This is a genomic window from Streptomyces sp. SPB162, assembly GCF_029504575.1.
In the GTDB taxonomy this organism is placed as follows: Bacteria; Actinomycetota; Actinomycetes; order Streptomycetales; family Streptomycetaceae; genus Actinacidiphila.
This window is the reverse complement of sequence record NZ_JAQFII010000001.1, coordinates 3,822,495-3,847,244: the sequence shown is the minus strand read 5'-3', so window position 1 is coordinate 3,847,244 and position 24,750 is coordinate 3,822,495. Positions and strand designations below refer to the sequence as shown.

Annotated in this window: 24 protein-coding genes, 1 tRNA gene and 2 pseudogenes; 11 read left to right on the top strand and 16 right to left on the bottom strand. The window is 71.7% G+C overall.

Annotated features, from left to right (window positions below):
- Positions 1 to 15 precede the first annotated feature (15 nt).
- The 4 genes from M2266_RS17525 to M2266_RS17510 all read left to right on the top strand — a co-directional run bounded on the left by M2266_RS17525 (position 16) and on the right by M2266_RS17510 (position 5,191).
- Entirely contained in the window at positions 16 to 1,383 is a 1,368-nt protein-coding gene (locus M2266_RS17525; RefSeq protein WP_277439029.1) for a bifunctional glycosyltransferase family 2/GtrA family protein, read from the top strand.
- Positions 1,380 to 3,644 carry a glycosyltransferase family 39 protein gene (locus M2266_RS17520; RefSeq protein WP_277439028.1) on the top strand — a complete coding sequence of 755 codons (2,265 nt, stop codon included), beginning with the start codon at positions 1,380 to 1,382 and terminating at the stop codon, positions 3,642 to 3,644. The genes M2266_RS17525 and M2266_RS17520 overlap by 4 nt, the downstream gene beginning before the upstream one ends.
- Positions 3,645 to 3,973: 329 nt before the next feature.
- Positions 3,974 to 4,603, top strand: coding sequence for a TetR/AcrR family transcriptional regulator C-terminal domain-containing protein (locus M2266_RS17515; RefSeq protein ID WP_277439027.1), 630 nt, complete (start codon positions 3,974 to 3,976; stop codon positions 4,601 to 4,603).
- A gap of 123 nt (positions 4,604 to 4,726) precedes the next feature.
- A complete protein-coding gene (locus M2266_RS17510; RefSeq protein WP_277439026.1) occupies positions 4,727 to 5,191 on the top strand; it encodes a PPOX class F420-dependent oxidoreductase in 465 nt (154 codons plus the stop codon).
- 5 nt (positions 5,192 to 5,196) lie between these two features.
- Here M2266_RS17510 and M2266_RS17505 read toward each other — a convergent pair whose 3' ends face one another.
- The 4 genes from M2266_RS17505 to M2266_RS17490 all read right to left on the bottom strand — a co-directional run bounded on the left by M2266_RS17505 (position 5,197) and on the right by M2266_RS17490 (position 10,466).
- Positions 5,197 to 6,024 (bottom strand): YceI family protein, encoded by an 828-nt coding sequence (locus M2266_RS17505; protein WP_277439025.1) that lies wholly within the window; start codon positions 6,022 to 6,024, stop codon positions 5,197 to 5,199.
- 257 nt (positions 6,025 to 6,281) lie between these two features.
- Positions 6,282 to 8,744 carry an MFS transporter gene (locus M2266_RS17500; RefSeq protein WP_277439024.1) on the bottom strand — a complete coding sequence of 821 codons (2,463 nt, stop codon included), beginning with the start codon at positions 8,742 to 8,744 and terminating at the stop codon, positions 6,282 to 6,284.
- An 11-nt stretch (positions 8,745 to 8,755) separates the two neighbouring features.
- Positions 8,756 to 9,295, bottom strand: coding sequence for a MarR family transcriptional regulator (locus M2266_RS17495; RefSeq protein WP_346780901.1), 540 nt, complete (start codon positions 9,293 to 9,295; stop codon positions 8,756 to 8,758).
- Positions 9,296 to 9,524: 229 nt separating this feature from the next.
- Positions 9,525 to 10,466 (bottom strand): aldo/keto reductase, encoded by a 942-nt coding sequence (locus M2266_RS17490; RefSeq protein WP_277439023.1) that lies wholly within the window; start codon positions 10,464 to 10,466, stop codon positions 9,525 to 9,527.
- 139 nt (positions 10,467 to 10,605) lie between these two features.
- Here M2266_RS17490 and M2266_RS17485 point away from each other — a divergent pair, with 139 nt between their 5' ends.
- Positions 10,606 to 10,794 carry a hypothetical protein gene (locus M2266_RS17485; RefSeq protein WP_269274867.1) on the top strand — a complete coding sequence of 63 codons (189 nt, stop codon included), beginning with the start codon at positions 10,606 to 10,608 and terminating at the stop codon, positions 10,792 to 10,794.
- A 36-nt stretch (positions 10,795 to 10,830) separates the two neighbouring features.
- On the opposite strand, the gene M2266_RS17480 is transcribed toward M2266_RS17485, so the two are convergent.
- The 9 genes from M2266_RS17480 to M2266_RS17440 all read right to left on the bottom strand — a co-directional run bounded on the left by M2266_RS17480 (position 10,831) and on the right by M2266_RS17440 (position 15,992).
- The gene (locus M2266_RS17480) at positions 10,831 to 11,604 is read right to left on the bottom strand and encodes a hypothetical protein (RefSeq protein WP_277439022.1); all 774 of its coding nucleotides are present in this window, start codon (positions 11,602 to 11,604) and stop codon (positions 10,831 to 10,833) included.
- Between the two features lie 44 nt (positions 11,605 to 11,648).
- Entirely contained in the window at positions 11,649 to 12,479 is an 831-nt protein-coding gene (locus M2266_RS17475; RefSeq protein ID WP_277439021.1) for an RNA polymerase sigma factor SigF, read from the bottom strand.
- 168 nt (positions 12,480 to 12,647) lie between these two features.
- Positions 12,648 to 13,403, bottom strand: coding sequence for an RNA polymerase sigma factor SigF (locus M2266_RS17470; protein WP_277441245.1), 756 nt, complete (start codon positions 13,401 to 13,403; stop codon positions 12,648 to 12,650).
- A 304-nt stretch (positions 13,404 to 13,707) separates the two neighbouring features.
- Positions 13,708 to 14,001, bottom strand: a complete 294-nt coding sequence (locus M2266_RS17465; RefSeq protein WP_277439020.1) for a Dabb family protein — start codon at positions 13,999 to 14,001, stop codon at positions 13,708 to 13,710.
- Positions 14,002 to 14,029: 28 nt separating this feature from the next.
- On the bottom strand, positions 14,030 to 14,194 hold the full coding sequence (locus tag M2266_RS17460; RefSeq protein WP_277439019.1) for a hypothetical protein: 165 nt from the start codon (positions 14,192 to 14,194) through the stop codon (positions 14,030 to 14,032).
- Between the two features lie 242 nt (positions 14,195 to 14,436).
- Positions 14,437 to 14,523, bottom strand: a tRNA-Ser gene (locus M2266_RS17455).
- A 10-nt stretch (positions 14,524 to 14,533) separates the two neighbouring features.
- On the bottom strand, positions 14,534 to 14,989 hold the full coding sequence (tadA, locus tag M2266_RS17450; RefSeq protein ID WP_346780900.1) for a tRNA adenosine(34) deaminase TadA: 456 nt from the start codon (positions 14,987 to 14,989) through the stop codon (positions 14,534 to 14,536).
- A 62-nt stretch (positions 14,990 to 15,051) separates the two neighbouring features.
- Positions 15,052 to 15,591 carry a hypothetical protein gene (locus M2266_RS17445; RefSeq protein ID WP_277439018.1) on the bottom strand — a complete coding sequence of 180 codons (540 nt, stop codon included), beginning with the start codon at positions 15,589 to 15,591 and terminating at the stop codon, positions 15,052 to 15,054.
- 221 nt (positions 15,592 to 15,812) lie between these two features.
- Complete coding sequence (locus tag M2266_RS17440; RefSeq protein WP_277441243.1) at positions 15,813 to 15,992, bottom strand: hypothetical protein; 180 nt, start codon at positions 15,990 to 15,992, stop codon at positions 15,813 to 15,815.
- A gap of 275 nt (positions 15,993 to 16,267) precedes the next feature.
- Between M2266_RS17440 and upp the strand changes: the two genes are divergently transcribed.
- Positions 16,268 to 16,903: a uracil phosphoribosyltransferase gene (gene upp, locus M2266_RS17435; protein WP_277439017.1), complete on the top strand. Its 636-nt coding sequence runs from the start codon at positions 16,268 to 16,270 to the stop codon at positions 16,901 to 16,903.
- A 91-nt stretch (positions 16,904 to 16,994) separates the two neighbouring features.
- Here the strand turns inward: upp and M2266_RS32365 are convergent, their stop codons facing one another.
- The 3 genes from M2266_RS32365 to M2266_RS17425 all read right to left on the bottom strand — a co-directional run bounded on the left by M2266_RS32365 (position 16,995) and on the right by M2266_RS17425 (position 18,111).
- Positions 16,995 to 17,138 (bottom strand): hypothetical protein, encoded by a 144-nt coding sequence (locus M2266_RS32365; protein WP_346780899.1) that lies wholly within the window; start codon positions 17,136 to 17,138, stop codon positions 16,995 to 16,997.
- A gap of 43 nt (positions 17,139 to 17,181) precedes the next feature.
- On the bottom strand, positions 17,182 to 17,640 hold the full coding sequence (locus M2266_RS17430) for a LytR C-terminal domain-containing protein (RefSeq protein ID WP_346780898.1): 459 nt from the start codon (positions 17,638 to 17,640) through the stop codon (positions 17,182 to 17,184).
- Positions 17,641 to 17,814: 174 nt separating this feature from the next.
- Positions 17,815 to 18,111, bottom strand: coding sequence for a type II toxin-antitoxin system VapB family antitoxin (locus tag M2266_RS17425; RefSeq protein ID WP_188284476.1), 297 nt, complete (start codon positions 18,109 to 18,111; stop codon positions 17,815 to 17,817).
- Between the two features lie 98 nt (positions 18,112 to 18,209).
- Between M2266_RS17425 and M2266_RS17420 the strand changes: the two genes are divergently transcribed.
- The 5 genes and pseudogenes from M2266_RS17420 to M2266_RS17400 form a co-directional block, all read left to right on the top strand.
- Entirely contained in the window at positions 18,210 to 19,895 is a 1,686-nt protein-coding gene (locus M2266_RS17420; protein WP_277439016.1) for a helicase HerA-like domain-containing protein, read from the top strand.
- A 130-nt stretch (positions 19,896 to 20,025) separates the two neighbouring features.
- Entirely contained in the window at positions 20,026 to 20,586 is a 561-nt protein-coding gene (locus M2266_RS17415) for a SigE family RNA polymerase sigma factor (RefSeq protein ID WP_277439015.1), read from the top strand.
- A gap of 642 nt (positions 20,587 to 21,228) precedes the next feature.
- Positions 21,229 to 22,572, top strand: a complete 1,344-nt coding sequence (locus tag M2266_RS17410) for a mannosyltransferase family protein (protein WP_277439014.1) — start codon at positions 21,229 to 21,231, stop codon at positions 22,570 to 22,572.
- Between the two features lie 246 nt (positions 22,573 to 22,818).
- A pseudogene (locus M2266_RS17405) lies at positions 22,819 to 23,298 on the top strand (ATP-binding cassette domain-containing protein); the annotation flags it as partial.
- A 231-nt stretch (positions 23,299 to 23,529) separates the two neighbouring features.
- Positions 23,530 to 24,645, top strand: a pseudogene (locus tag M2266_RS17400) (ATP-binding SpoIIE family protein phosphatase); the annotation flags it as partial.
- Between the last annotated feature and the right edge of the window lie 105 nt (positions 24,646 to 24,750).

Genomic DNA, 24,750 nt, shown 5'->3' with positions numbered 1-24,750 from the left:
GTGGAGCGTCGGGGTATGCGAACCCACCTCGGCACTCTGCCGTCACGGCAGCACCTGCCGGTCGCACACAGCGACCCGGTGCTCGACGTCGTCATCCCCGTCTACAACGAGGAGAACGACCTGGAGCCCTGTGTCAGACGCTTGCACGCGCACCTGGCAGGCACCTTCCCCTACCCCTTCCGGATCACCATCGCGGACAACGCGAGCACCGACCTCACGGAGGCCGTCGCGAAGAGCCTCGCGACGGAGATCCCCGAGGTCGCGTCCTTCCGGCTCGACCAGAAGGGGCGCGGGCGGGCCCTGCGGGCCGTCTGGACGGAGTCCGAGGCGCCGGTGCTCGCCTACATGGACGTCGATCTCTCGACCGACCTGAACGCGCTGCTGCCGCTGGTCGCCCCGCTGATCTCCGGCCACTCCGACCTGGCGATCGGCTCCCGGCTGGCCCGCAGCTCGCGTGTCGTGCGCGGCGCCAAGCGCGAGTTCATCTCCCGCACGTACAACCTGATCCTGCGCGGCTCGCTCGCCGCCCGCTTCTCCGACGCGCAGTGCGGCTTCAAGGCGATCCGCAAGGACGTCGCCGAGCGGCTGCTGCCGATGGTGGAGGACACCGGCTGGTTCTTCGACACCGAGATGCTGGTGCTCGCGGAACGCGCCGGGCTGCGGATCCACGAGGTGCCGGTCGACTGGGTCGACGACCCCGACAGCACCGTGGACATCGTCCGCACGGCGGCCGACGACCTCAGGGGCGTCTGGCGCGTGGGCCGGGCGCTCGCCACCGGCGCCCTCGCGCTCGACCGCCTGCGCCGGCCCTTCGGCGACGACCCGCGTGACCGCGAACTGGGCGACGTGCCACCGGGCCTCGCCCGCCAGCTGGTCGGGTTCTGCGTCGTCGGCGTGCTGAGCACCCTGGTCTACCTGGTGCTGTACTCGGCCTTCCGGCTCGGGCTCGGCTCCCAGCCCGCCAACGCGGCGGCGCTGCTGGTCTCCGCGGTCGGCAACACCGCCGCCAACCGCCGGCTGACCTTCGGCGTCCGCGGCCGGGACCAGGCCGTCCGCCACCAGGCGCAGGGCCTGGTCGTCTTCGCCATCGGCCTCGCGCTGACCAGCGGCTCGCTGGCCGCGCTGCAGGCGGCGAACACCCGCCCGGCCCACAGCACGGAGCTCGCCGTCCTCATCGCCGCCAACCTCGCGGCCACGGTGCTGCGCTTCCTGCTCTTCCGCGCCTGGGTCTTCCCGTCCGGAGCGGCAGCGGCCGCGGGGCCCGAGCCGGCCCGGGTGTACGAGTTCCCGGTCGCCGGCGACCACGGGACCGACCCCGCCGTTCACGGCTCCACCGACGCATTCGACTACGACTCCGACTCCGACCCGAGGAGCACACGATGACCGCGCCGTACAGCACCCCGGCCGACCTCCCGGCAGCCGGACCGCCCCCGCACCCCGCGGAACTGCCCGGCCCGGTGACCCGCACCCCGGTGCCCGAGCACGCGCCGCCGCCCGGCGCACCGCCGGCGGCCGGGCCACCCGGTCCTGACGGCCCGCGCGGCTTCGCGGCGCGGGTCCGGCGGGGCCGTTCCGAGGACGCCCGCTGGGTTCGTCCCGCCTTCCTGGCGCTGCTGGCTGTCACCGCCGCGCTGTACCTGTGGGACCTGAGCGCGTCCGGCTACGCCAACTCCTTCTACAGCGCCGCCGTCCAGGCGGGCAGCGAGAGCTGGAAGGCGATGTTCTTCGGCTCGTCCGACGCGGCGAACTCGATCACCGTCGACAAGCCCCCGGCGTCGCTCTGGCCGATGGAGATCGCGGTCCGGATCTTCGGCCTGAACTCCTGGTCGGTCCTGGTCCCCGAGGCGCTGATGGGCGTCGCGACGGTGGGCGTGCTCTACGCCGCCGTCCGCCGCCGCTTCGGCCCGGCGGCCGGACTGATCGCGGGCGCCGCACTGGCGATCACCCCGGTCGCCGCGCTGATGTTCCGCTTCAACAACCCGGACGCGATGCTCGCGCTCCTCATGACGGTCGCCGTCTACTGCGTGCTGCGCGCCCTGGAAGGCGCCCGAACGACATGGCTGGTCTGGGCCGGCGTCGCCTTCGGTCTCGCCTTCCTGACCAAGACGCTGCAGGCGTTCCTCATCCTGCCGCCGCTCGCGATCGTCTACGCGGTCGTCGCACCGACGGCGTTCCGCCGGCGCATCGGCCAACTGGCGCTGGCGGGGCTGGCGCTGCTGGTCTCCGGCGGCTGGTGGGTGGCGATCGTCGAGCTGTGGCCGGCCTCGTCCCGCCCGTACATCGGCGGCTCGCAGGACAACAGTTTCCTGTCGCTGACCTTCGGCTACAACGGCTTCGGCCGGATCACCGGTGACGAGACGGGCAGCGTCGGCGGCGGGGGAGGAGGTGCGGGAGGCGGCGGCGGAATGTGGGGTTCCACCGGCATCACACGGCTCTTCGACGCCGACATGGGCGGTCAGATCGCCTGGTTGCTGCCGGCCGCGTTCGCCCTGCTCCTCGCGGGGCTGTGGCTGACCCGGCGGGCCCCGCGCACCGACGCCCGGCGTGCCGCGTTCCTCGTCTGGGGCGGCTCGCTGCTGATGACCTTCGGGATCTTCAGCTTCATGTCGGGCATCTTCCACCAGTACTACAACATCGCCCTCGCCCCCTACATCGCCGCGGTCGTCGGCATGGGCGCCACGCTGCTGTGGGAGAAGCGCGCCCACATCGCCGCGGCGACGGCGCTGGCCGCGACCGCCGCGGGCACCGGCTACTGGGCGTACGTCCTGCTGGGCCGGGCGTCGGACTGGCACCCGTGGCTGCGCTGGACGGTGCTGGTCGCCGGCCTGGTGGCCGCGGCCGGACTGCTGCTCGCCGTACGGCTGGGCCGGCGGGCCGCGGCCGCCGTGGCGGGCTTCGGGATCGCGGCGGCGCTCGCGGCACCGTTCGCGTACACCCTGAACACCGTCGACACCGGGCACAGCGGCTCGATCGTGACGGCGGGCCCCGCCGTCCAGGGCGGCATGGGCGGTCCCGGCGGGATGCGCGGCGGCGGCCCCGACGGCATGCCGGGGCGGGCGGGCCAGAACGGCCGGACCCTGCCCGGCGGCCAGCGGCCCCCGGGCATGCAGGGCGGTGGCCGGAACGGCGGGCAGCCGGGACAGAACGGCGGGGCCGGTCAGCAGCCCGGCCAACAGGGTCAGCCCGGTCAGGGGACGCAGGTCTTCCCCGGTGGCGGTACGACCGGCGGCGACGGCGGCACGGCCGGTGGGCGCGGGAACGGCGGGATGGGTGGGCTGCTCGGCGGCGTCACCGTCAGCTCCGCGATGAAGGCCCTCCTGGAGCAGAACGCCTCCGACTACACCTGGGTCGCGGCGGCCATCGGTTCGCAGAACTCCGCCGGCTACCAACTGGCCACCGGCGACCCGGTCATGGCCATCGGCGGCTTCAACGGCAGCGACCCGTCGCCGACGCTCGCGCAGTTCCAGCAGTACGTGGCCGAGGGGAGGATCCACTACTTCATCTCCTCCGGTGGCATGGGCGGCGGTGGCATGGGCGGTCAAGGCACGTCCTCGGCCATCACCACCTGGGTCACCTCCACGTTCACCGCGAAGACGGTCGGCACCACCACCGTCTACGACCTGACGGCCCCCGCGAAGAGCTGACGCACACCCGTCCGACGCCTGTCCGACGCGGCCAGGACGGCCGAAAGGGCGGCGTTCGCAGGTCACTTGACCTGCGAACGCCGCCCTTCTCGCGTCCTCCCGCCGTTGCGGGCGGGGCTGCGCACCGCGCCGCTCGCGCCGAGCACCGGCGTGCGGAATCCTCGCGGGCGTCGGCGCCCGGCCGCCGGCGAAGGCCGGCACCGGCACTGGTCGGGGGCGCCCTCACGGTGTTTCCGCCGCGCGGGGCCGGGCGTTCACAACCGGCATAGCATCGGGTGCGGGCAGCTCTCGGGCCCGCCGATCCGGAACACCCGAAGGGAACGCCCGCCATGGCCGAGGACAGCCGCGCGACCACGCAAGGGGCCAGCGTGTGGCTGCGTGAGCGTCCGGTGGTCAGACGCCGCAGCGAGCAGCCGACCGGTCTGGACCGCGACAAGATCGTCGCGACCGCCGTCCGGCTGCTCGACACCGACGGTCTCGCCAAGTTCTCGATGCGCAAGCTAGCCGCCGAGCTGGGGGTGACCGCGATGTCCGTCTACTGGTACGTCGACACCAAGGGCGACCTGCTGGAGCGCGTCCTGGACGCGGTCCACGGTGAGATCGTGCTGCCGGCCGAGGAGCCGGACGCCGACTGGCGCGACGAGGTACGCGAACTCGCCCGCGGCTACCGCGCCATGCTGGTGGGCCATCCCTGGACGGCGCACCTGATCGGCGAGTACCTGAACATCGGCCCGCTCTCGCTGGACTTCACGAACGAGTCGATGCGCGCCATGGCCCGTTCCGGGCTGGCGCCCGAGCAGATGACCGGCGCGGTCGGCTGCGTGTTCCAGTACGTCTACGGCTACGGCGCCGTCGAGGGCCGATGGAACGAGCGGCAGCGCGAGCGTGACTTCGCCTTCGGGCTGGACTGCGTGATCGCGGGCATCGAGACGATGCGCGACCGGCACCTGCGGACCTGAGGGCACGCCACCGCCGCCTGCGGACCCGAGGGAACGCGCCCGGCACCTGCGGACGTGAGGACCGCCCGGCACGCCGGGCCGCCGCACCGGAGCGGCGGGGAGTGTGCCACGTAGGGTTTCGGCATGGCTCCCAAAACGATTGCCACCAACACCACGGCGTCCCTCGACGAACTGCTGGAGTTCGTCCGCCCACGCCACCGCGCGATCCTGCTCACCATCCGCGCGGACGGACGCCCCCAGGGCTCGCCGCTGACCTGCGGTGTCGACGACTCCGGACGGATCGTCGTATCGACGTACCCGGAGCGGGCCAAGACTGCCAACGCCCGCCGGGATCCGCGGACCAGCGTCATCGTCCTGTCCGACGAATGGAACGGCCCGTGGGTGCAGGTCGACGGCTCGGCCGAGGTCATCGACGCCCCGGACTCCGTCGAGCCGCTCGTCGAGTACTTCCGCAACATCTCGGGTGAGCACCCGGACTGGGACGAGTACCGGGCCGCGATGATCCGGCAGGGCAAGTCCCTGATCCGCATCACCCCCGAGCGCTGGAGCCCGATCGCGACCGGCGGCTTCCCGGCCCGGCTCGCGTAGGGCCCCTACACGGCGGGCAGTTCGCTCCCGCGCACCGCCTGGATGGCCAGTTCGACCTTCAGCGTGGTGCCGATGGCGGCGATCCCGGCCTGTACGACCTGGTTGTAGTTCATCGCGAAGGCGGCGCGGCGCAGCTCGGTGGTGGCGCGGAAGGCGGTGCGCACACCGCCCCACGGGTCGGGGCCCGTGCCGAGGTACGCGAGGTCGAGGTCGACGGGCCGCGTCACCCCGTGCAGGGTGAGTTCGCCCTGCACGGTCCAGCGCTCCTCGCCGGCCGGCTCCAGGCCGCCCGTGCTGCGGTACACGATCTTCGAGTGGGCCTCGGTGTCGAGGAAGTCGGGGGAGCGCAGATGTGCGTCCCGCAGGGCGTTGCCGGTGTCGATCGACGCGGCCTCGATGATGGCGACGACGGATGACGCGGTCGTCCGCCCGTCGATCTCGATCCGGCCGTCGAACGCCGTGAACCGGCCCTGCACGCTGGAGATCCCGAGGTGCTGGGCGGTCGCGGTGACGGAGGAGTGCGCGGGGTCGATGGTCCAGGTGCCGGGCGGCGGCAGTTCCACGCCGCCCGCGCGGGAGAGCGTCACGGTGCCGGCGTCGGCGGAACCCGACGCGGTGACGATCGCGGTCGAGGCCGTCGGCAGGTAGCCGATCGCGGTCACGATGGCGGTGTAGGCGCCGGCGGGCAGTGGTCCGGTACGGACGACGCCGTCGGAGTCGGCCTCCTGGCGGTCGATTTGACTGCCCATCATATCGGTGACGGTCAGCACCGCGTGGGAGACGGCCCAGCCGTCCCTGGTGCGTACGCGGGCCCGCAGGCCGTGGCTGCTCATCGAGGTTCGCCTTCCGTGGAGTTCCGCCGGTCGCCCGTGGGCCCGGCCGTGGTGCCGTTGACCGCCGGGCGGCCCCGTTGGACGGAGCACGCCCGGCGAGGGGACCCGGCGACGGCCTCGGCCGTCCCCTGCTCCGGCCGTCGCTCGGATCCCGATTCCTCCGGACCGGCCCGCGCCTCTCCGCAGGAGCGCGGGCCGAGCGTCCGGAAGCCTGTCCCCCGGAGTCCGGTATTCGCCGGAGTCCGGGGCCGTTCCCGTTACCCCTCGGGGTGGTTGAGCTCGACGTCGAACTCCTCGGCGCCGCGCCCCTGCAGGCTCAACGCGGTGGCCAGCGGCGGGTAGCCGCTCGCGACGAGCGAGTACTCGCCCGAGTCGAGGTCCGTGAAGGCGTACGCGCCGTCCGCACCGGTGGTCGTGGTGCCGGCCACGTTCCCCGCCGCGTCGACCAGGACGACCTTGGCGTCCGGCAGCGGTCGCCGGTCGGCGCCCGCCCGCACGACGCCGCGCACCTGTGCGCCGGGCTGGAGCACGACCTCGACGCGGGTGGCGCCGGCGCCGGCGACCTCGACCGGCAGCGCGGCGGGCCGGAAGCCGGGGGCGTTCACCGCGACGGTGAAGTCGCCCGCGGGCAGCTCACCGAAGGCGAACGAGCCGCTGTCGCCGGTCTTGCCGGTGCCCAGCACCTCGCCGCGCACGTCCGTCACGACGACCATCGCCTCGACGACCGGCAGGCCGTCGATCGCGCCCAGCACGGTGCCGGCGAGTCCGCCGGCGCCGCTGAGCACCACGTCGAAGGCGAGTGCGGTGTCGCCGACGAGCACCGTCGACGCCTGCGGCTGGTGGCCGTCGGCCGCCGCGATCAGGACGTACGAGCCGGCGCCGGGCGCCTGGAGGAGGTAGCGGCCGTCGGTGCCGGTGACGGACTTGCCCAGCTGCTGTCCCTGGAGCGAGATCAGCGTGACCTTGGCGTGGTGGATGGCCGTACCGTCGGTGATCTTGACGGTGCCGAAGACGGCCGTGCCGCCGTCGCCTGGCCGGTCATCCAGCACCGCCACCGGGGTCATGGCGGCCACCTCCTTGGCGAAGGAGGTCGCGGGCAGGGTGGCCGTCTCGGCGCCACCGGTGCTTTCCGTGCCGCCGGCGGAGGCCGCTTCCGCGCCCGCGACCTGCTGCAGGCCGCTGTTGGTCTTGAGCGCGACCTCCTTGACGAAGATCACCAGGAGGAGGGCGACGAGCGCGAACGGTGCCGCGTACAGGAAGGCGTCACCGATGCCGCGCCCGTACGCGCTCTCCACGACGCCCTTGACCGGGGCCGGGAGCGTGGCGACGTCCGGGATGCCGCCGCCGTCGCCGCCCTTGATGCCGAGCGCCGCGAGGCCGTCGGAGACCAGGTTCGTGACGCGGCTGCCGAGGACGGCGCCGAGCGCCGAGACGCCGACCGCGCCACCGAGCGAACGGAAGAACGTGACGAGCGAGCTGGCCGCGCCGAGGTCGGCGGGCGTGACCTGGTTCTGCACGGCGAGCACGAGGTTCTGCATCATCATGCCGACGCCGAGCCCCAGGAGCGCCATGTAGACGGCGACCTGCCAGTACGGGGTGTCGTAGCGCAGCAGGCCCAGCGTCGCGGAGCCGGCCGTCAGGAAGACGCCACCGCCGACCAGGAAGCCCTTCCAGCGGCCGGTCCTGGTGATGACCTGGCCCGAGACGGTGGAGGAGATGAACAGACCCGCGATGAGCGGGATGGTCATGACGCCGGACATGGTCGGGGTCTTGCCGCGCGCCAGCTGGAAGTACTGGCTGAGGAAGACGGTGCCGGCGAACATCGCGACGCCGACGAAGAGGGACGCGATCGACGTGAGGGTGATCGTCTTGTTGCGGAACAGCCGCAGCGGGATGATCGGCTCGGACGCCTTGGACTCGACGAACAGGAAGATCAGGCCGAGCAGGACGGCGCCGGGCACCATCACGTAGGTCTGCCAGGACATCCACGGGTAGTTGGTGCCGCCGAGCGAGACCCAGATCATCAGCAGACTGACGGCCGCGGAGATGAAGAACGCCCCGGACCAGTCGATCTTGACCTTCCGCTTGACCACCGGCAGGTGCAGCGTCTTCTGCAGCACGATGAGCGCGATGATCGCGAACGGTACGCCGACGTAGAAGCACCAGCGCCAGCCGAGCCAGTCGGTGTCGACGATGACGCCGCCGACCAGCGGGCCGCCGACGGTCGCGACGGCGAAGACCGCGCCGAGGTAGCCGCTGTAGCGGCCGCGCTCACGCGGGGAGATCATCGCGGCCATGATCACCTGGGTGAGGGCCGACAGACCGCCGGCGCCGACGCCCTGGAGCACGCGGCAGGCGATCAGCATGCCGGGGTTGGTGGAGAACCCGGCGATGATCGAACCCAGTACGTAGATGACCAGGGCTATCTGGATCAGCAGCTTCTTGTTGACCAGGTCGGACATCTTGCCCCAGAGCGGGGTGGTGGCGGTGACCGCGAGCAGGGCGGCGGTGACCACCCAGGTGTACGCGCTCTGGCCGCCGCCGATGTCCGCGAGGATGGTGGGCAGGGCGTTGGAGACGATCGTGGAGGAGAGGATCGCCACGAACAGGCCGAGCAGCAGCCCGGACAGCGCCTCCATGATCTGCCGGTGCGACATGGGGGCCGCGTGCCCGCCGTGGGCTTCCGCCTCCCGCACACCGGTGGGTGTGGTTGTAGCCATCTTCGTCCTTGTCAGTTCGCGTGTGTACGGGGTGGGTGGGGTGCTCCGGCCAGGACGGCCGGGCCGGCCGCGCTCGTCGCGCCGGCCGTACTCGTCGCGCCGGCCGCGCTCGTCGTGTCAGCGGCACTCGTACGGTGCTGGGGCCGGCAGTCGCCGAAACTCAGGCGCAGCCGCTCCAGCAGGCCGGACAGTTGGTCGACGTCGTCGTCGGACCAATCGCTCAGGTGGGCCACCAGCACCTCGGCGGCACGGTCGGAAGAGGCGGCCAGCACCTTTTCCCCGTGCGTGCTCAGGCGCAGCAGCCGGGATCGTTTGTCCAGGGCGTCGGCCGTGCGGACGATCCAGCCGCGCTCGGCGAGATGAGCGACATGTCGACTGGTGACCGATATGTCGATATCGAGATATTCGGCGAGCTTGCTCATTCGCATCTCGCCGTACCGGCCGAGAGCCATGAGCGCCCCGACGATCGCGGGCGGGGTCTCGGGCGGTAGTGCCCGGCCCACTTCCCTGCCGACGCCGACGACGACGCGCAGCTGGCGCGCGAGCTCCACGCAGTGCTCCTTCGTCGCCACGGTCCCGCCGATCCTCTCGCTGGCCTTATTGGTTGCCCTAAGCAACTGTAAAGTGGTTGGTTGCTACAGGCAAATGAATCACGACTGAATCGGGTCAAGAAAACCCAAAAGAACCGCCCGTCGCCGGTAAAGCGGGACGGGCGGTTCTCAGGGTGGGAGGTGCCTTTGTTGCACCGGCCCGCAGGTCAGGCGTTACGCCGGCTGCAGGTCAGGCCGATGCGGCCGTCAACTGGTCCAGCTCTTCCGCCGTCAGCTTCAGGTCCGCCACCGCCAGCAGCGCCGGCAGCTGCTCCACCGTGCGCGCGCTGGCGATCGGCGCCGCCACCGTCGGCTGCGCCGCCAGCCAGGCCAGCGCCACGGTCGGGACCTCGGCGTCGTGCGCCTGCGCGACCTCGTCCAGCGCCGCCAGCACCCGCTGCCCCCGCTCGGTCGCCAGGTACTTCCCCGCGCCGCCCGCCCGCGGGCTGTCCACCGTGACGCCGGCACGGTACTTGCCGGTCAGGAACCCCGAGGCCAGTGCGTAGTAGGGGACCGACGACAGGCCGTGCGAGGCGACGACCTCGGCCATCGCGCCTTCGTACTCCGTGCGTTCCACCAGGTTGTAGAGCTGCTGCAGGGCGACGTACGAGGGCAGCCCCTCCCGCTCGGAGGCGGCCAGCGAGGCCGACAGCCGCTCCGGGGAGATGTTCGACGCGGCGATGTGCCGCACCTTGCCCTCGCGCACCAGCGCGTCCAGAGCGCCGAGGATCTCCTCGACCGGGACCTGCGGGTCGTCGAAGTGCGTGTAGTAGAGGTCGATGTGATCGGTGCCGAGCCGGCGCAGCGAGGCCTCGGCGGCGGCCCGGATGTTCGCGGCCCGCAATCCCTTGAACTGCGGGTGGCTGCTCACCTTGGTGGCCACCACGATCGCGTCACGGTTGCCGCGTGAGGCCAGCCACTTCCCGATGAGGGTCTCCGACTCACCGCCGGAGTTGCCCGGAGCCCACGCCGAGTACCCGTCGGCGGTGTCGACGAAGTTGCCGCCCGCCGCCGCGTACGCGTCCAGCACGGCGAAGCTCTGCGCCTCGTCGGCCGTCCAGCCGAACACGTTGCCGCCGAGGGCGAGCGGGAAGACGTCCAGATCAGATGTTCCGATGCGTGCCATGGGCATCGTCAACCGGGCGGCGGCGGGTGGTATTCCTGCGCCGGCCGAATAGCCCTGAATGTGCCCGGGGCGTACGGCCGGAGGAGTGGCTGGAGACGTACCCGGGGGTGCCCGTGATTCCGCTTGTTCGCTAAGGTCGGGCAGCATGTCGAACCCTGAGAACAACTACGACCCCGCCGGCGACACCCAGATGTTCCGCGCCTTCGTCGAGGAGCCGCAGCAACTGCAGCAGCAGCAGGCCCAGACCGGGTCCGGCAAGCGCGTGGGCCTGATCATCGGCATCGTCGTCGCCGTCCTGGTGATCGCCGGAGTCGTCGCGCTCGCGATGCGCTGACGCACCGCCCGACGGCAACGGCCCGGGGCACGTCGCTCACGTGAGGGTGACGTCCCGGGTCTCGACGTGCATGCCCAGCGGAACGCGCCAGGCGTCCACGCAGACCTCCCAGGTCTGCGCCTTGGAGGCGCCGCCCGCCAGGGGCACCGGCACCGGTTTCGTGGTCTCGATCGTCGCCCAGTCGATGCCGAGGCCGCCGATGATGTGGGTGCCGAACGTGACGTTGCCGGAAGTCGCCGCTCTGCCGCCGGAATTGGTGAAGGTGACCGTCACCTTCTCGCACCACCGGTCCGCGGCCGGAGCGCGCTTCGGCGTGCTCACGGTCAGCCGTGCGGGCGTCGCCGGCGGGGTCGTGCCCGGTGGGGACGTGTGCGGCGGTGTGGTTCCGGGCGTCGTTCCGGGCGGCGCGGGCGCCGTCGAACCGCTGTCTCCCGGCGCCGATGTCCCCGGGGAGCCGTTCCCGGCCGAGGCGGAGCCACCGTGCGCGGTGCCCGGGGTCCTTGTCGATCCTGGAACCGATCCGGGCGATCCTTGAGCCGTTCCGGGCGCGGACGGTTCGCCCGACGCGGACGGTCTGCCGGGACCCGGCGGTGCGGGGCCGTCCAGCGGCACCATCACGACCGGTCCGACCGGCGGTACGTCCCCCGTCGCGCCGCCCTGCGAGGGACCGACCCCGCCGACCGCCACGTACCCGTCGTCGCCCGCCGCTCCGCAGCCGGCCGTCGTCATCGCCAGCAGCAGGACCGCGCCAACCGCCGGGACGGCGAGTGCCGCGCCCCGGCGGCCGGACATCCGTACCATCGCGACCATCGCGCCAGTCTACTGACGGAACGTCAGCAGGGTGGCGGACCGGTCTATTCGGCTGTCAGGCCGTCCCGGAGCTGCGCCAGTGTGCGGGTGAGCAGCCGGGAGACGTGCATCTGGGAGATGCCGACCTCCTCGCCGATCTGCGACTGCGTCATGTTCGCGAAGAACCGCAGCATGATGATCTGGCGCTCGCGCGGCGGGAGTTGGGCCAGCAGCGGCTTGAGCGACTCGCGGTACTCCACGCCCTCCAGCGCGGTGTCCTCGTAGCCGAGGCGGTCCGCGAGGGTGCCCTCACCGCCGTCGTCCTCGGGCGGCGGCGAGTCCAGCGAGCTGGCCGTGTAGGCGTTGCCGACCGCGAGGCCGTCGACGACGTCCTCCTCGGACACGCCCAGGCAGACCGCCAGTTCGGCCACCGTCGGCGACCGGTCCAGCTTCTGCGCCAGCTCGTCGCTCGCCTTGGTGAGCGCCAGCCGCAGCTCCTGCAGCCGCCGCGGCACCCGCACCGACCACGACGTGTCGCGGAAGAACCGCTTCACCTCGCCGACGATGGTGGGCATCGCGAAGGTCGGGAACTCCACGCCGCGGTTGCAGTCGAAGCGGTCGATGGCCTTGATCAGGCCGATCGTGCCCACTTGGACGATGTCTTCCATCGGCTCGTTGCGGCTGCGGAAGCGAGCCGCCGCATACCGGACAAGTGGCAGATTCAGCTCGATGAGCGTGTCACGCACATAGGTTCTTTCCGGACTGTCCTGTGCCAGTTCCGCGAGGCGCAGGAACAGCGAACGGGACAGCGTGCGGGTGTCGATGGCTTCGCCGGTGCGTGCATCGATTGGCGCGCTGGTACGGCGCACCTGAGGACTGCCCACCTGAACGGACATGCCACCCCCTTGAGGTCGCGGACGGGTGTCGCGAACGACGGTTTGTTCCTCCACCTGAATACCGGAGGCCGGGTCGCGACAAACGCGGTTCCTGCAGAATGTCACATGTCGGCAACACGCTGTAGCGCCAAGTCGACATATTTCTGCAGGACGGTTCCTCCTCAAGGGTTACGCTTCGAGCTGGTTTGCGGACCTCAGCCGGGCGAAGCTGCGGGAGAGCAACCGGGACACGTGCATCTGCGAGACGCCCAACTCGGCACTGATCTGGGACTGCGTCAGATTGCCGAAGTAGCGCAGCATCAGGATCCGCCGCTCCCGTTCGGGCAGCTGTACGAGCAGATGCCTGACGAGATCGCGGTGCTCGACCCCGACCAGCGCCGGATCCTCGTACCCGAGCCGGTCCAGCAGCCCCGGAGCCCCGTCGCCCTCCTGAGCGGCCTCCAGGGAGGTCGCGTGGTACGCCCGCCCCGCCTCCAGGCAGGCCAGCACCTCCTCCTCGGCCAGCTTCAGCCGCTCGGCGATCTCCCCGGTGGTCGGCGTGCGCCCGTGCAGCACCGTCAGGTCCTCGATCGCCCCGCTCACCTGGACCCACAGCTCATGGAGTCGGCGGGGCACGTGGACGGTCCGCACGTTGTCCCTGAAGTAACGTTTGATCTCCCCCACCACCGTGGGCATGGCGAAGGTCGGGAACTGCACACCCCGCTCCGGATCGAACCGGTCGATGGCGTTGATCAGCCCGATGGTGCCGACCTGGACGACGTCCTCCATGGGCTCGTTCCGGCTCCGGAAGCGAGCCGCCGCGTAGCGGACGAGGGGCAGGTTGACCTCGATCAGCGCGGCCCGCACGCGTGCGTGTTCGGGCGTCCCGGGTTCGAGTCCGGAGATCTCCTCGAACAGTACGGTCGTCAGCGCCCGCGCCTCCAGAGCGTTGGCATTCGGCGTACTCGTCCTGCTGCGGGCGAAAGTTGTTGACGCCGCTCGGGCCGACACGGACACACCACCCCTCATCGGTCCACTCATCCGGCAAAAGCGGTCATAGCATCACAATTCATGTGCACTGTACGCAAGCACCCGATAACGCCGTGTTGAGCGGTGAGTTGACCTTGACGGGACACGCCAAAGCCCCCCGCCCGGTAGGCGGGGGGCTGAGCGACACGCCGTGTGACCGGCGGAGGGACCGGCCGGGACGGGCTGAGCGGCTACCGGACGGGCCGGCGGGCCCGCACCGTCAGAAGGGGTAGTCGGCGATCACCCAGGTCGCGAATTCACGCCACTGGCCCGCCGCCGCCTGGTGTGCGGGGTGCTCCAGATACGTCTTCAGGTCGGCGGCGTCCGCGACCGACGAGTTGATCGCGAAGTCATACGCGATCGGCCGATCGGTGACGTTCCAGCCGCACTCCCACGAGGTCAGCTCGGGGATCAGCCCGCCCAGCTCCTCGAACGCCCGGGCGCCGGCGACGACGCGGGACTCGTCCCGGCCGACCCCGTCATTGAGCTTGAACAGAACCAGATGGCGGATCACGCGGAACTCCTCACCGGCGCCGTGCCGGTCAGTTGACCAGCTCGTGCATGAACTCTCCGATACCCCTCGCGGCGTTCGAAATGCCCTCGAACCCTACCTGCACAAGATCGGCGGCGCGCGCCGGCTGCGTGATGATCGTGTACAGCACAAAGACCACGAGAATGTACATAGTGACCTTTTTCGCCTGCGCCATGCCCCTTGCCCTCCCCGGCAGCAGTGGGCAGCCCCCAACCGGCTGCCCCGAGCGTGCGATCGGTGGAGTCTATCCATCGAACGGCCCAATGAGCGGCCTGCCAGCGGCCCAACCGGCGCTTTAGGAAGAAGGTCCCCAAGATCGGCCCGCCCACCCGCCCCCGGACCATGCCCACAAGCCCCGCCGAACGACGAAAGCCCCACCTCTCACGAGGCGGGGCTTTCGTGTGTACTGCTCAAGAGCGGTAGCGGTGGGATTTGAACCCACGGTGAAGTTGCCCCCACACACGCTTTCGAGGCGTGCTCCTTAGGCCACTCGGACACGCTACCGAGAGAGAGCTTAGCCCACCGGGGGCCGTGCTCCGAAATCGCCTGAGCGGAAGAAGCGGGTGAGGAGGGAGGCGCACTCCTCGGCGAGTACTCCCTCGATGACTTCGGGGCGGTGGTTGAGGCGGCGGTCGCGGACGACGTCCCACAGGGAGCCCACGGCGCCGCCCTTCGCGTCCACCGCGCCGTACACGACACGGTCGAGACGGGAGAGGACGATCGCGCCCGCGCACATGGTGCACGGCTCCAGCGTGACGACGAGGGTGCAGCCGGCCAGCCGCCATTCCCCGACGGCTTCGGCCGCGTCGCGGATCGCCAGGACCTCGGCGTGGGCGGTCGGGTCGCCGGTCGCCTCGCGTTCGTTGCGGCCCCGGCCGATGACCTCGCCGTCCGGGGCGAGCACGACCGCGCCCACCGGCACGTCGCCGGTGCGCGGGGCGAGCCCGGCCTCTTCCAGGGCATGGCGCATCGGCCCGGTCCACGGGTCGCGCAGCGGGTCGCGCGGGGGACCGGGCGGGGGTGGGGGCGTGCTCAGCGGACCGCCTCCAGAACGTCGGCACAGCCGATCGCCTCGGCGATCTCGCCGAGCGCCTCCCCGGTGAGCGCGCCGTCGCCGCTGAGGTCCAGCAGCGCCTTCTCGCTCATGCCGAGATCGGAGAGCAGACCGGCCTCGCCGAGCGGACCGGTCGGCACATGATCCTCGGCCGGGCCGGGGACCGCGTCCTCCTCACCGTCGTCGTCGCCGTCCTCGGTGCCGTCGAGGTCGACCAGGGCGAGGGGGTCCTCGGGGTCCCGGCCGAGCAGTTCGTCGGTGAGCAGGATCTCCCCGTACGAACTGCGGGATGCCGCGGCGGCATCGGACACATAGATCCTGGGGTCCTCCTCCCCATCGACGCGGATGACGCCGAACCAGGCGTCCTCCTGCTCGATGAAGACCAGAACCGTTTCCTCCTCGGCGATGGCCGCACGGGCCAGGTCGCTCAGGTCGCCGAGGGTTTCCACATCGTCGAGATCAGGTTCGCTCGCTTGCCAACCGTTCTCGTTGCGCGCGAGCAGTGCGGCGAAGTACACCGGGACTCTCCCACAGGTCTCAGGCCGTCCGGACCGGGCGGGGAGTACCCCACCCACTCGGCATCGTGGCAGAAACCTGGGCTTTGCGAAGGGTCTTCCGCAGTCCGACGTGCCAGGTCTTCGTCACGTCCGCCCGCGGAGCCCCCCGTCGGCCACCCTCTCGAGGCGTCCTCGAGCCCGCTCCCGCAGCGGTTCCGGGGCGTTCGGGGAGGGCGGAGCGGCTACCAGCGGAAGGTGCGCATTCGCATGGCCTGCCGCATCCGCGCCGCGCGCGCCCTGCGCGGTTGTACGCGCTCGCGCAGCTCCTTGGCCTCGTTGAGTTCGCGCAGGAACATCACCCGGCGTCTGCGGCGCTCCGCGTCGCGCTCCTCCTGGGTCTTGCGTTTGCTCTTCTTGTCCAGCTTCGCGCGGCCGGCCGGCTTGTCCTGATCGGCGTTCTGAGCAGGGTCCTGAGCGGCGTGCTGCGCTTTCGGCTGACCGGGTCCTCCCGGCTTGTCGCGGTTCTGGCTCGGCTCCGGCATGTGCACCACCCGTGGGGGTCGGGTCACCCGGGGGCGCTCCGGGCGTATGTGCACAGTTTCCCTCGACCGGCCGGTTTGATGCGTGATCGGTGGAAGGAGGGGGCGCGGGAGGGAGCGGCGGCGGGGACCCCCGGGACTCGGTTAATGTCGGGTGCATGCGGATCCACGTAGTCGACCACCCACTGGTCGCGCACAAGCTCACCACCCTGCGCGACGAGCGCACCGACTCGCCGACCTTCCGTCGGCTGGCCGATGAACTCGTCACTCTGCTCGCCTACGAGGCGACCCGTGACGTGCGTACCGAGCAGGTCGACATCCGGACCCCGGTCGCCCCGACCACCGGCGTCCGGCTCTCGTACCCGCGCCCGCTCGTCGTCCCGATCCTGCGGGCCGGTCTGGGCATGCTGGACGGCATGGTGCGGCTGCTGCCGACCGCCGAGGTCGGCTTCCTCGGCATGATCCGTGACGAGGAGACCCTGGAGGCGAAGACCTACGCCACCCGGATGCCGCAGGACCTCTCCGGCCGCCAGGTGTACGTCGTCGACCCGATGCTGGCGACCGGCGGCACCCTCGTCGCCGCCATCAACCTGCTCATCGAGCGCGGCGCGGACGACGTCACCGCGATCGTGCTGCTCGCGGCGCCCGAGGGCATCGAGGTCATGGAGCGGGAGCTGGCGGGCAAGCCGGTCACCGTCGTGACCGCCTCGGTCGACGAGGGGCTCAACGAGAACAGCTACATCGTCCCGGGCCTGGGCGACGCCGGGGACCGGCTCTACGGGACCGCCGGCTAGAGCACTAGCCGCAGGCGGCCCGCACCAGCGCGAAGGAGCCCCGGACCACTCAGTGGGTGGTCCGGGGCTCCTTCGTCGTTAGCGGGACGGTTCAGCAGCTGGGCGAGGGTGCCGGGGTCGGGGTGGCCGCGGCGGTCAGTGCCTTCGCGGCGTCCTTCGGGTCGGCCAGCTTCGTGTAGGCCGTCCCGATCACCAGGTCCACGGCCGGGCCGGCCCGCTTCGGGTCGATCTTCACGGTGGAGCCGGCCACCTGCGTGCTGACGACCCGTGCCCCCCGCTCACCGGCGGGGGCCGGCCACGACGAGCGCCGAAACGGCGACCTTCTTGTCGTACTCGAACGGGGCGTTGCTGAACTTGAGGACGTGGAAGCCGCGTTTGGCCATTTCGTCGGCCGTGGCCTTGGCCAGGCCGGCCTTCGGCGTCGCGTTGAAGACGGTGAGGCCGATCGTGGGCGGCGAGGGCAGCGGGGCGGGTTTGCCGGTCGGCTTCGGCGTGGCGGCGGCCGTCGGCTTGCAACTGACCGGGGCGGCGTGGGCCTGGGCGGGGCCCTTGCCCTTGCCGCCGGTGAAGACGTCGACGAGTTGCAGCGTCCCCCAGCCGATGAGGCCGAGTACCACCACCGAGGAGACGACGGCCAGGACGATGCGGCCGCGTCGTCGCGGCCGACCCAGTCGCGGGTACTGGTTTCCGGTGATCCGGTACTTCCCGCCCATGCCGGAAGGGGTGAGCATGCTCATGGGCGCAGCGTAGTGCGCTCATCGCCGGAGCGTACTAAATGATCAACGAATGGCGGAGCGCCGAACCCGAAAGGGCGAACTCCGACCCCCGAACAGCTGCCTCCGCGCGATGTCCCGCGCACGGTGGGTAGTGGGGGGACCGCGTCGAGCGGCCCGCGTCGGTCCGTGCCCGCGTCAGTCCATCTCCAGGACGCGGGCGTGCAGGACCTGGCGCTGCTGGAGCGCCGCTCTGACCGCCCGGTGCAGGCCGTCCTCGAGATACAGGTCACCGCGCCACTTCACGACGTGCGCGAAGAGGTCGCCGTAGAACGTCGAGTCCTCGGCGAGCAGGGTTTCCAGGTCGAGCTGGCCCTTGGTGGTGACCAGTTGGTCGAGGCGTACCGGACGCGGAGCGACATCCGCCCACTCCCGCGTGCTGACCCGGCCGTGGTCGGGGTACGGCCGCCCGTTTCCGATGCGCTTGAAGATCACACGGAAAGCCTACCGGGCAAGCCCCTGCGGGCGCAGCAGTGGCGGAGGAGTGCAAAGGTGGTATTTACGTCGATAGCCGGACCTAGCGGGAGCCTGTCATGACCGATCCGCAAGCGCAGGCGGCACTTCCGGACGATCCTCCCGCGAATTCTCCGGTCGGCGCGTCGCCCGCGGAGTCCGCCGGTGGGTCCGCCGACGCGCCCCGTCCTCCGGCCGTGCCGGCGAGTCTGCCGGCCCCCGCCGCCGCGATCCTGGCCGGCTACTCCTTCACCGGCCCGGCGCTCGACCTCGGCGCGCTGCTGTGGGACGGCACCTGCCACGCCGACGCGCAGATCCGTATCCCGCTCGGCATGCTCAACCGGCACGGCCTCGTCGCGGGCGCCACCGGCACCGGCAAGACCAAGACGCTGCAACTCATCGCCGAACAGCTGTCCGCCAACGGGGTGCCGGTCTTCCTCGCCGACGTCAAGGGCGATGTCTCCGGGATCTCCGCACCCGGCCGGCCGAACGACAGGGTCGCCCAACGCACCGCCGAGGTCGGCCAGAGCTGGGCGGCGTCCGGCTTCCCCGCCGAGTTCTACGCGCTCGGTGGCGTCGGCGCCGGCATCCCGCTGCGGGCGACGGTCACCGGCTTCGGACCGATCCTCATGTCGAAGGTGCTCGGGCTCAACCAGACGCAGGAGCAGTCGCTCGGCCTGATCTTCCACTACGCCGACACCAAGGGCCTGGAGCTGGTCGACCTCAAGGACCTGCGGGCCGTCATCGCCTTCCTCACCTCGGACACCGGCAAGGGCGAGCTGAAGAACATCGGCGGCATCTCGTCCGCCACCGCCGGGGTCCTCATGCGGACCCTGACGGCGTTCGAGGCGCAGGGCGCCGAGCCGTTCTTCGGCGAGCCCGAGTTCGACACCGCCGAACTGCTGCGGACGGCGCCGGACGGGCGCGGGATGGTGTCGGTGCTGGAACTGCCGACCGTCCAGGACCGGCCGCAGCTCTTCTCCACCTTCCTGATGTGGCTGCTCGCCGACCTCTTCCAGGACCTCCCGGAGGTCGGCGACATCGACCGCCCCAAGCTGGTCTTCTTCTTCGACGAGGCCCATCTGCTCTTCAACGGCGCGTCGAAGGCCTTCCTCGACGCCATCACCCAGACGGTGCGGCTGATCCGCTCCAAGGGCGTCGGCATCTTCTTCGTCACGCAGACGCCGAAGGACGTGCCCTCCGACGTCCTCGCCCAACTCGGCAACCGCGTCCAGCACGCGTTGCGGGCCTTCACCCCCGAGGACGCCAAGTCCCTCAAGGCGACCGTCTCGACGTTCCCCAACTCGGCCTACGACCTCGGCGAACTGCTGACCGCGCTGGGCACGGGCGAGGCCGTCGTCACCGTCCTCAGCGAGAAGGGCGCGCCGACCCCGGTCGCCGCCACGCGGCTGCGGGCCCCGCAGTCCCTGATGGGGCCCATCGACGCGCCCGCGATGGACACGGCCGTCAGGTCGTCGCCGCTCTACGCCCGCTACGCGCAGGCCGTCGACCGCGAATCGGCCTTCGAGAAGCTGAACGCGGCCGCCGACGCCGTCGCCATGGCCCCGCCCGCTGAACCGTCGGGGAAGCGTGAGCCGTCGGGGGAGCGTGGACCGTCGGAGAAACGTGAACCGTCGGAGAAGGCTGCCGGGAGCGTCGTGGGGCAGGTGATCGACAGCGGTGTGTTCACGTCGCTGGCGCGTTCGGTGGGCACCCAGCTCGGCCGCGAGATCAGCCGCTCGTTGTTCGGTACACGCAAGCGCTGACACCATCGGCAGTTCTCCACGTCCGACAGGCCGTCCCGGAACTCCGCGAAAGTTCTCGGCTTCCCCTGTCAACCGGACGCGGGGTCCCAGGCGTATGCCTGGTGAGTCCGCGGAGAATCTGGAGTGAGTGTTGACCGTCGAGGAGTTCGAGGAGTTCTACGCGCATGCGGTGGGACGCCTCACGGGTCAGCTCTATGTGATGCTCGGCGACCTCCACGAGGCGCAGGACGTCGTGCAGGAGGCCTTCGTACGCGGTTGGAGCCGGCGGCGGCAGCTGGACGGCGACGGCGCGCCGGAGGCGTGGATCCGTACGGTCGCCTGGCGGCTCGCGGTGAGCCGCTGGCGCGGACGGCGGCGCTCCGACGACGCCTGGCAGCGGCACGGCGGCGCGCCGACCGTCGAAGGGCCGGGCCCCGAGCCGGTGGCGCTGGTGTCGGCGCTGCGCGAACTGTCGCCGCGCCAGCGGCGCACGGTGGTCCTGCACTACGTCTGCGATCTGTCCGTTGACCAGATCGCGGCCGAGACCGGCGTCTCCAGCGGCACCGTGAAGACGCATCTGCACCGGGGGCGGGCGGCGCTGGCCGACCGCCTGACGGAGCGGTCGGAGGAGACCGCTCCCCAAGACCCCATCGCGTCGCATCGTTCGCACGATGCGCAGGATTCGCACGCCGAGGAGGCTCCCGGTGCCTGAGCTCCACAACCCCGGCGACCCGCACCGTCCCCAGAGTTCGGACGGGCCGGAGGACGCGCTGACGAATGCCCTCAAGAACGCCGCCGCCGCCGGGCAGACCGCGGCGGCCCCCCGCCCCCGTCGCCCTGATCATGGCGCGCGGCGACCGGGTCCGGCGCCGTCGGACGGTCGCCTACGCGGTCGCCGCCTGCCTGGCGGTCGGGGGTACGGGCATCGCGGCGGCGGCCGTCCTGCCGTTCGGTGCCGGACCGGTCGCTCCCGCGACGTCCCCGTCCGTGCCGAACCCCGAGCGGGGCACGCCCACCCCGCAGCGATCCACGGCGGAGCCGACGATGTCGCACAGCAGCGGAACCGCCGACCGGGCTCGGAACGAGCCGAACGGACCGCGGTTCGGCGACGCGCGCGCCGGGCCACGGCTCGGCGACCTCCCCGCCCGGCAGCACGCTGGGCGGCGGGGCACACACGACGCTGCGGACCACCTCACCGCCCGGCTGACCTCCACCGCCCGCCCCGCCACCCGCCTGACCCTCTGCCCCCGCCCGAAGGACCCGGTCGCGCCACCGGGCGACCCCGCGTGCCCCGAAACACCGTCACGTCTCCGTTCCCGTCCCCGCGTTCACCCCCACCGTCTGGAGCCGAACCATGTCCGTCGTACCTGCCCCGCGGACGCGGGGGGCCGAGGCCGCAGCCGGGTTCGGCAGCGGAGCCGCGGTGGACCCGCGCCGCGTGCTGCCCTCCCCCCGGCGGGGGGACGGCGGCGCGCGGGACCGCCGTCCGCCGGTGCCTTCGGCCGCACGCCGGCTGCTCTCCTCGATCAGTGCCGCCGACCGGACGGTGCTCACGCTCTACCTGGTCACCCGGATCGGCGTCTGGATGACCGCCTACTGCGCCGGCTGGCTGTTCACCGGGGACGGCCGTGCCAAGGAGGCACCGCCGCTGCTCTCGCGGTGGGAGCAGTGGGACTGGTCGTACTTCATCCGCATCGCCGAGTACGGCTACTCCGGCGGCCCCGACGGGTCCGGCGCCGCGCCCCCGGACAACCGCGAGGCGTTCTTCCCCGGCCTGCCCCTGGTGCTCCGCGCCGTGCACACCGTCGTGCCCGACTGGACGGTGGCGGGCCTGCTGATCTCATTCGTCGGCGGGGCCGTCGCCGTCCTGGCCCTGGCCCGAATAGCCCGCATGTACGTGGCCGGGGTCGCGGAACCGCGAGCGGACGGCAGGCCGCACAACGGCGACGCGGGGGAGCACGCGGTGTTCTTCCTGCTGCTGTCGCCCTGTGCGGTGTTCCTGGCCGTCGGCTACACCGAGGCCCTCTTCCTGGCCTTCGCCCTGCCCGCCTGGCTGGCGGCCAAGAAGGGCCGCTGGCCGCTGGCGGCGGTCCTGGCCTGCTGCGCCACCACCGTCCGGGTCAGCGGACTGTTCCTCGCGGCCGCCCTGGTCGTCGAGTTCCTGACGAGTCTGCCGGCAGCCACCGACCGCCGCCGGCGGCTGCGCGCGCTCCCCTGGCTGGCCGTCCCCGTCCTGCCCGCCCTCGTCTACACCTGGTACCTGCACGCCGGGACCGGCGACTGGATGGCCTGGAAGCACGCCCAGGAACGCGGCTGGTACCGGCAGTTCCACACCCCGTGGGAGGCCTGGCAGAACACCTGGGACTCGGCGTTCGCGCACACCCAGACCACCGGATACGCCTTCATGTTCCGGGCCGAACTCGTCGCCATGGTCCTGGGCGTCCTCGTCCTCGCCCGCCTCCTGCAGCGGCGGCGGTGGCCGGAGGCGGTCTACATCGCCCTCACGCTCTGGGCGCTGGGTACCTCGTACTGGTACATGTCCATCCCCCGGGCAACCCTCCTGTGGTGGCCGCTGTGGATCGGGCTCGCCCACTGGTCGCTGCGCCGCCCCTGGATCCGCACCGCCCACCTCTGCCTGTCCGCCCCCCTGATGACCATCCTCGCCGTCGCCTTCACCTCCGGCCGCTGGGCCGGCTGACCGACGCCTCCGGCCGGCGCCCTCATCTGTTCGGCCACAGGATCATCCAGATGGGGCCGATCCGTGCCGATGTCCTCTACGATCGCCAATCCGAACGCCGAAGTGCGCCACGGTGCACGGACGAGGTGCGTCAAGGCCCGCCGATGAGGTGTGTCACGGTGCACCGACGAAGTGCGTCACGGCGCACCACGGAGTCGGCCGGGCACGTAGGAGGCAGTTTTGGAGCGGGACACCCCTCTGCTGGCCGTGCGCGGCACCTCCAAACGGTTCGGTGCCGTGCAGGCGCTGAGCGAGGTCGACCTCGAGATCCACGAGGGCGAGGCGATCGGCCTGGTGGGGGCCAACGGGGCCGGCAAGTCCACCCTGGTCAAGGTGATCGCCGGGGTGGAACCGCCGGACAGCGGCGTGATCGAGTGGAAGGGCCGGCCGGTCGAGCTCCGTACGCCGCTCGACGCGCAGAAACTCGGCATCGTCGCCGTCCACCAGGACCTGTCGCTCTGCGACAACCTGGACACCGTCGGAAACCTCTTCCTCGGCCGCGAAGTCCGCCGGTTCTGGAGGCTCGACGAGGTCGAGATGGAGAAGCGCTCCCGCGCGCTGCTCAACGTCCTGTCCGTCCGGATCCCCGACCTGCGCGTCCCGGTCGCCTCGCTCTCGGCCGCGCAGCGCCAGGGCGTCGCCATCGCGCGGGCGCTGCTGGGGAAGCCGGAGCTCGTCATCCTGGACGAGCCCACCGCCGCGCTGGGCCCGCAACAGGCCGCCGTGGTCCTCGCCATGGTGCAGCGGCTGCGCGACCAGCACCTCGGTGTGCTCCTGGTGAGCCACGAGATGGACGAGGTCCGGGCGGTCACGGACCGGGTGGCGGTGCTGCGCGTCGGCCGCAACACCGGCTTCTTCGACACGAAGTACACCACCCAGGAGCAGATCGACTCGGCCGTCACCGGCAACCAGGCCGCGGCCGTCACCCTCCAGCAGAGCCTGCTGCCGCACGGGCTGCCCGACCAGGACGCCCTCGACGTCGCCTCCCGGTACCTGCCCGCGCGGGCGGGCGTCGGCGGCGACTGGTTCGACGTCATCCCGCTGCCGGGCGCCCGCGTCGCGCTGGTCGTCGGGGACATCGTCGGGCACGGGATGCACGCGGCCGCCACCATGGGACGGCTGCGGACGGCGGTGCACAACTTCTCGATGCTGGACCTGCCCCCCGACGACCTCCTGGCGCACCTGGACGACCTCGTGAGCCGGATGGACAAGGACGACGCGGTCCCGGGCGGCGGAACCCCCGCCGCCGGCGCCACCTGCCTGTACGCGATCTACGACCCGGTCTCGCGGTGCTGCGAGCTGGCCCGCGCCGGCCATCTGCCGCCCGCGCTCGTCCACCCCGACGGGACGGTGGAGTACCTCGAGGTGCCGGCCGGGCCGCCGCTGGGCCTGGGCGGCCTGCCCTTCGAGGCGGTGGAACACGAACTGCCCGAGGGCAGCAAGCTGGTCCTCTACACGGACGGCCTGGTCGAGGACCGCAGCCGCGACATCGACGTCGGTCTCGAACTCCTGCGGACTGCTCTGGCGGGCCCCGACCGCGACCCGGAGCAGACCTGCGACGCGGTGCTCGACGCGCTGCTCCCCGCGGAACCGAAGGACGACGTCGCACTGCTCGTCGCCCGGTCCCGCGCGCTGCCGGAGGACCGGATCGCCCGCTGGTCCGTACCGTCGGAGCCGTCCGAGGTCTCCGCCGTACGGGCCGCCGCGGTCCGGCAGTTGGAGCGGTGGGGGCTGGACGAGCTCGCGTTCACCACCGAGCTGATCCTCAGCGAGCTGATCACCAACGCCATCCGGCACGCGGCCGGACCGATCACCGTCCGCCTGCTCCTGGACCGCACCCTGATCTGCGAAGTCGGCGACGCCAGCAGCACCGCCCCGCACCTGCGCTACGCGGCCACGACGGACGAGGGCGGCCGCGGCCTGTTCCTCGTCGCTCAGCTGGCCGAGCACTGGGGCACCCGCTACACCAGCGACGGCAAGATCATCTGGTCCGAGCAGCCGGTCCCGGCGGGGCACGTGCCGGCCGAGCGGTGACGGTGGCGGTGACCGCCCGTGGCCGGCGGGGGCCACTGCGGGGTCGCGTCCCGCCAGGCGACCCCTGCCACTCCGGTTCGCCTTGACACCCCTGGTGGGCGGGCG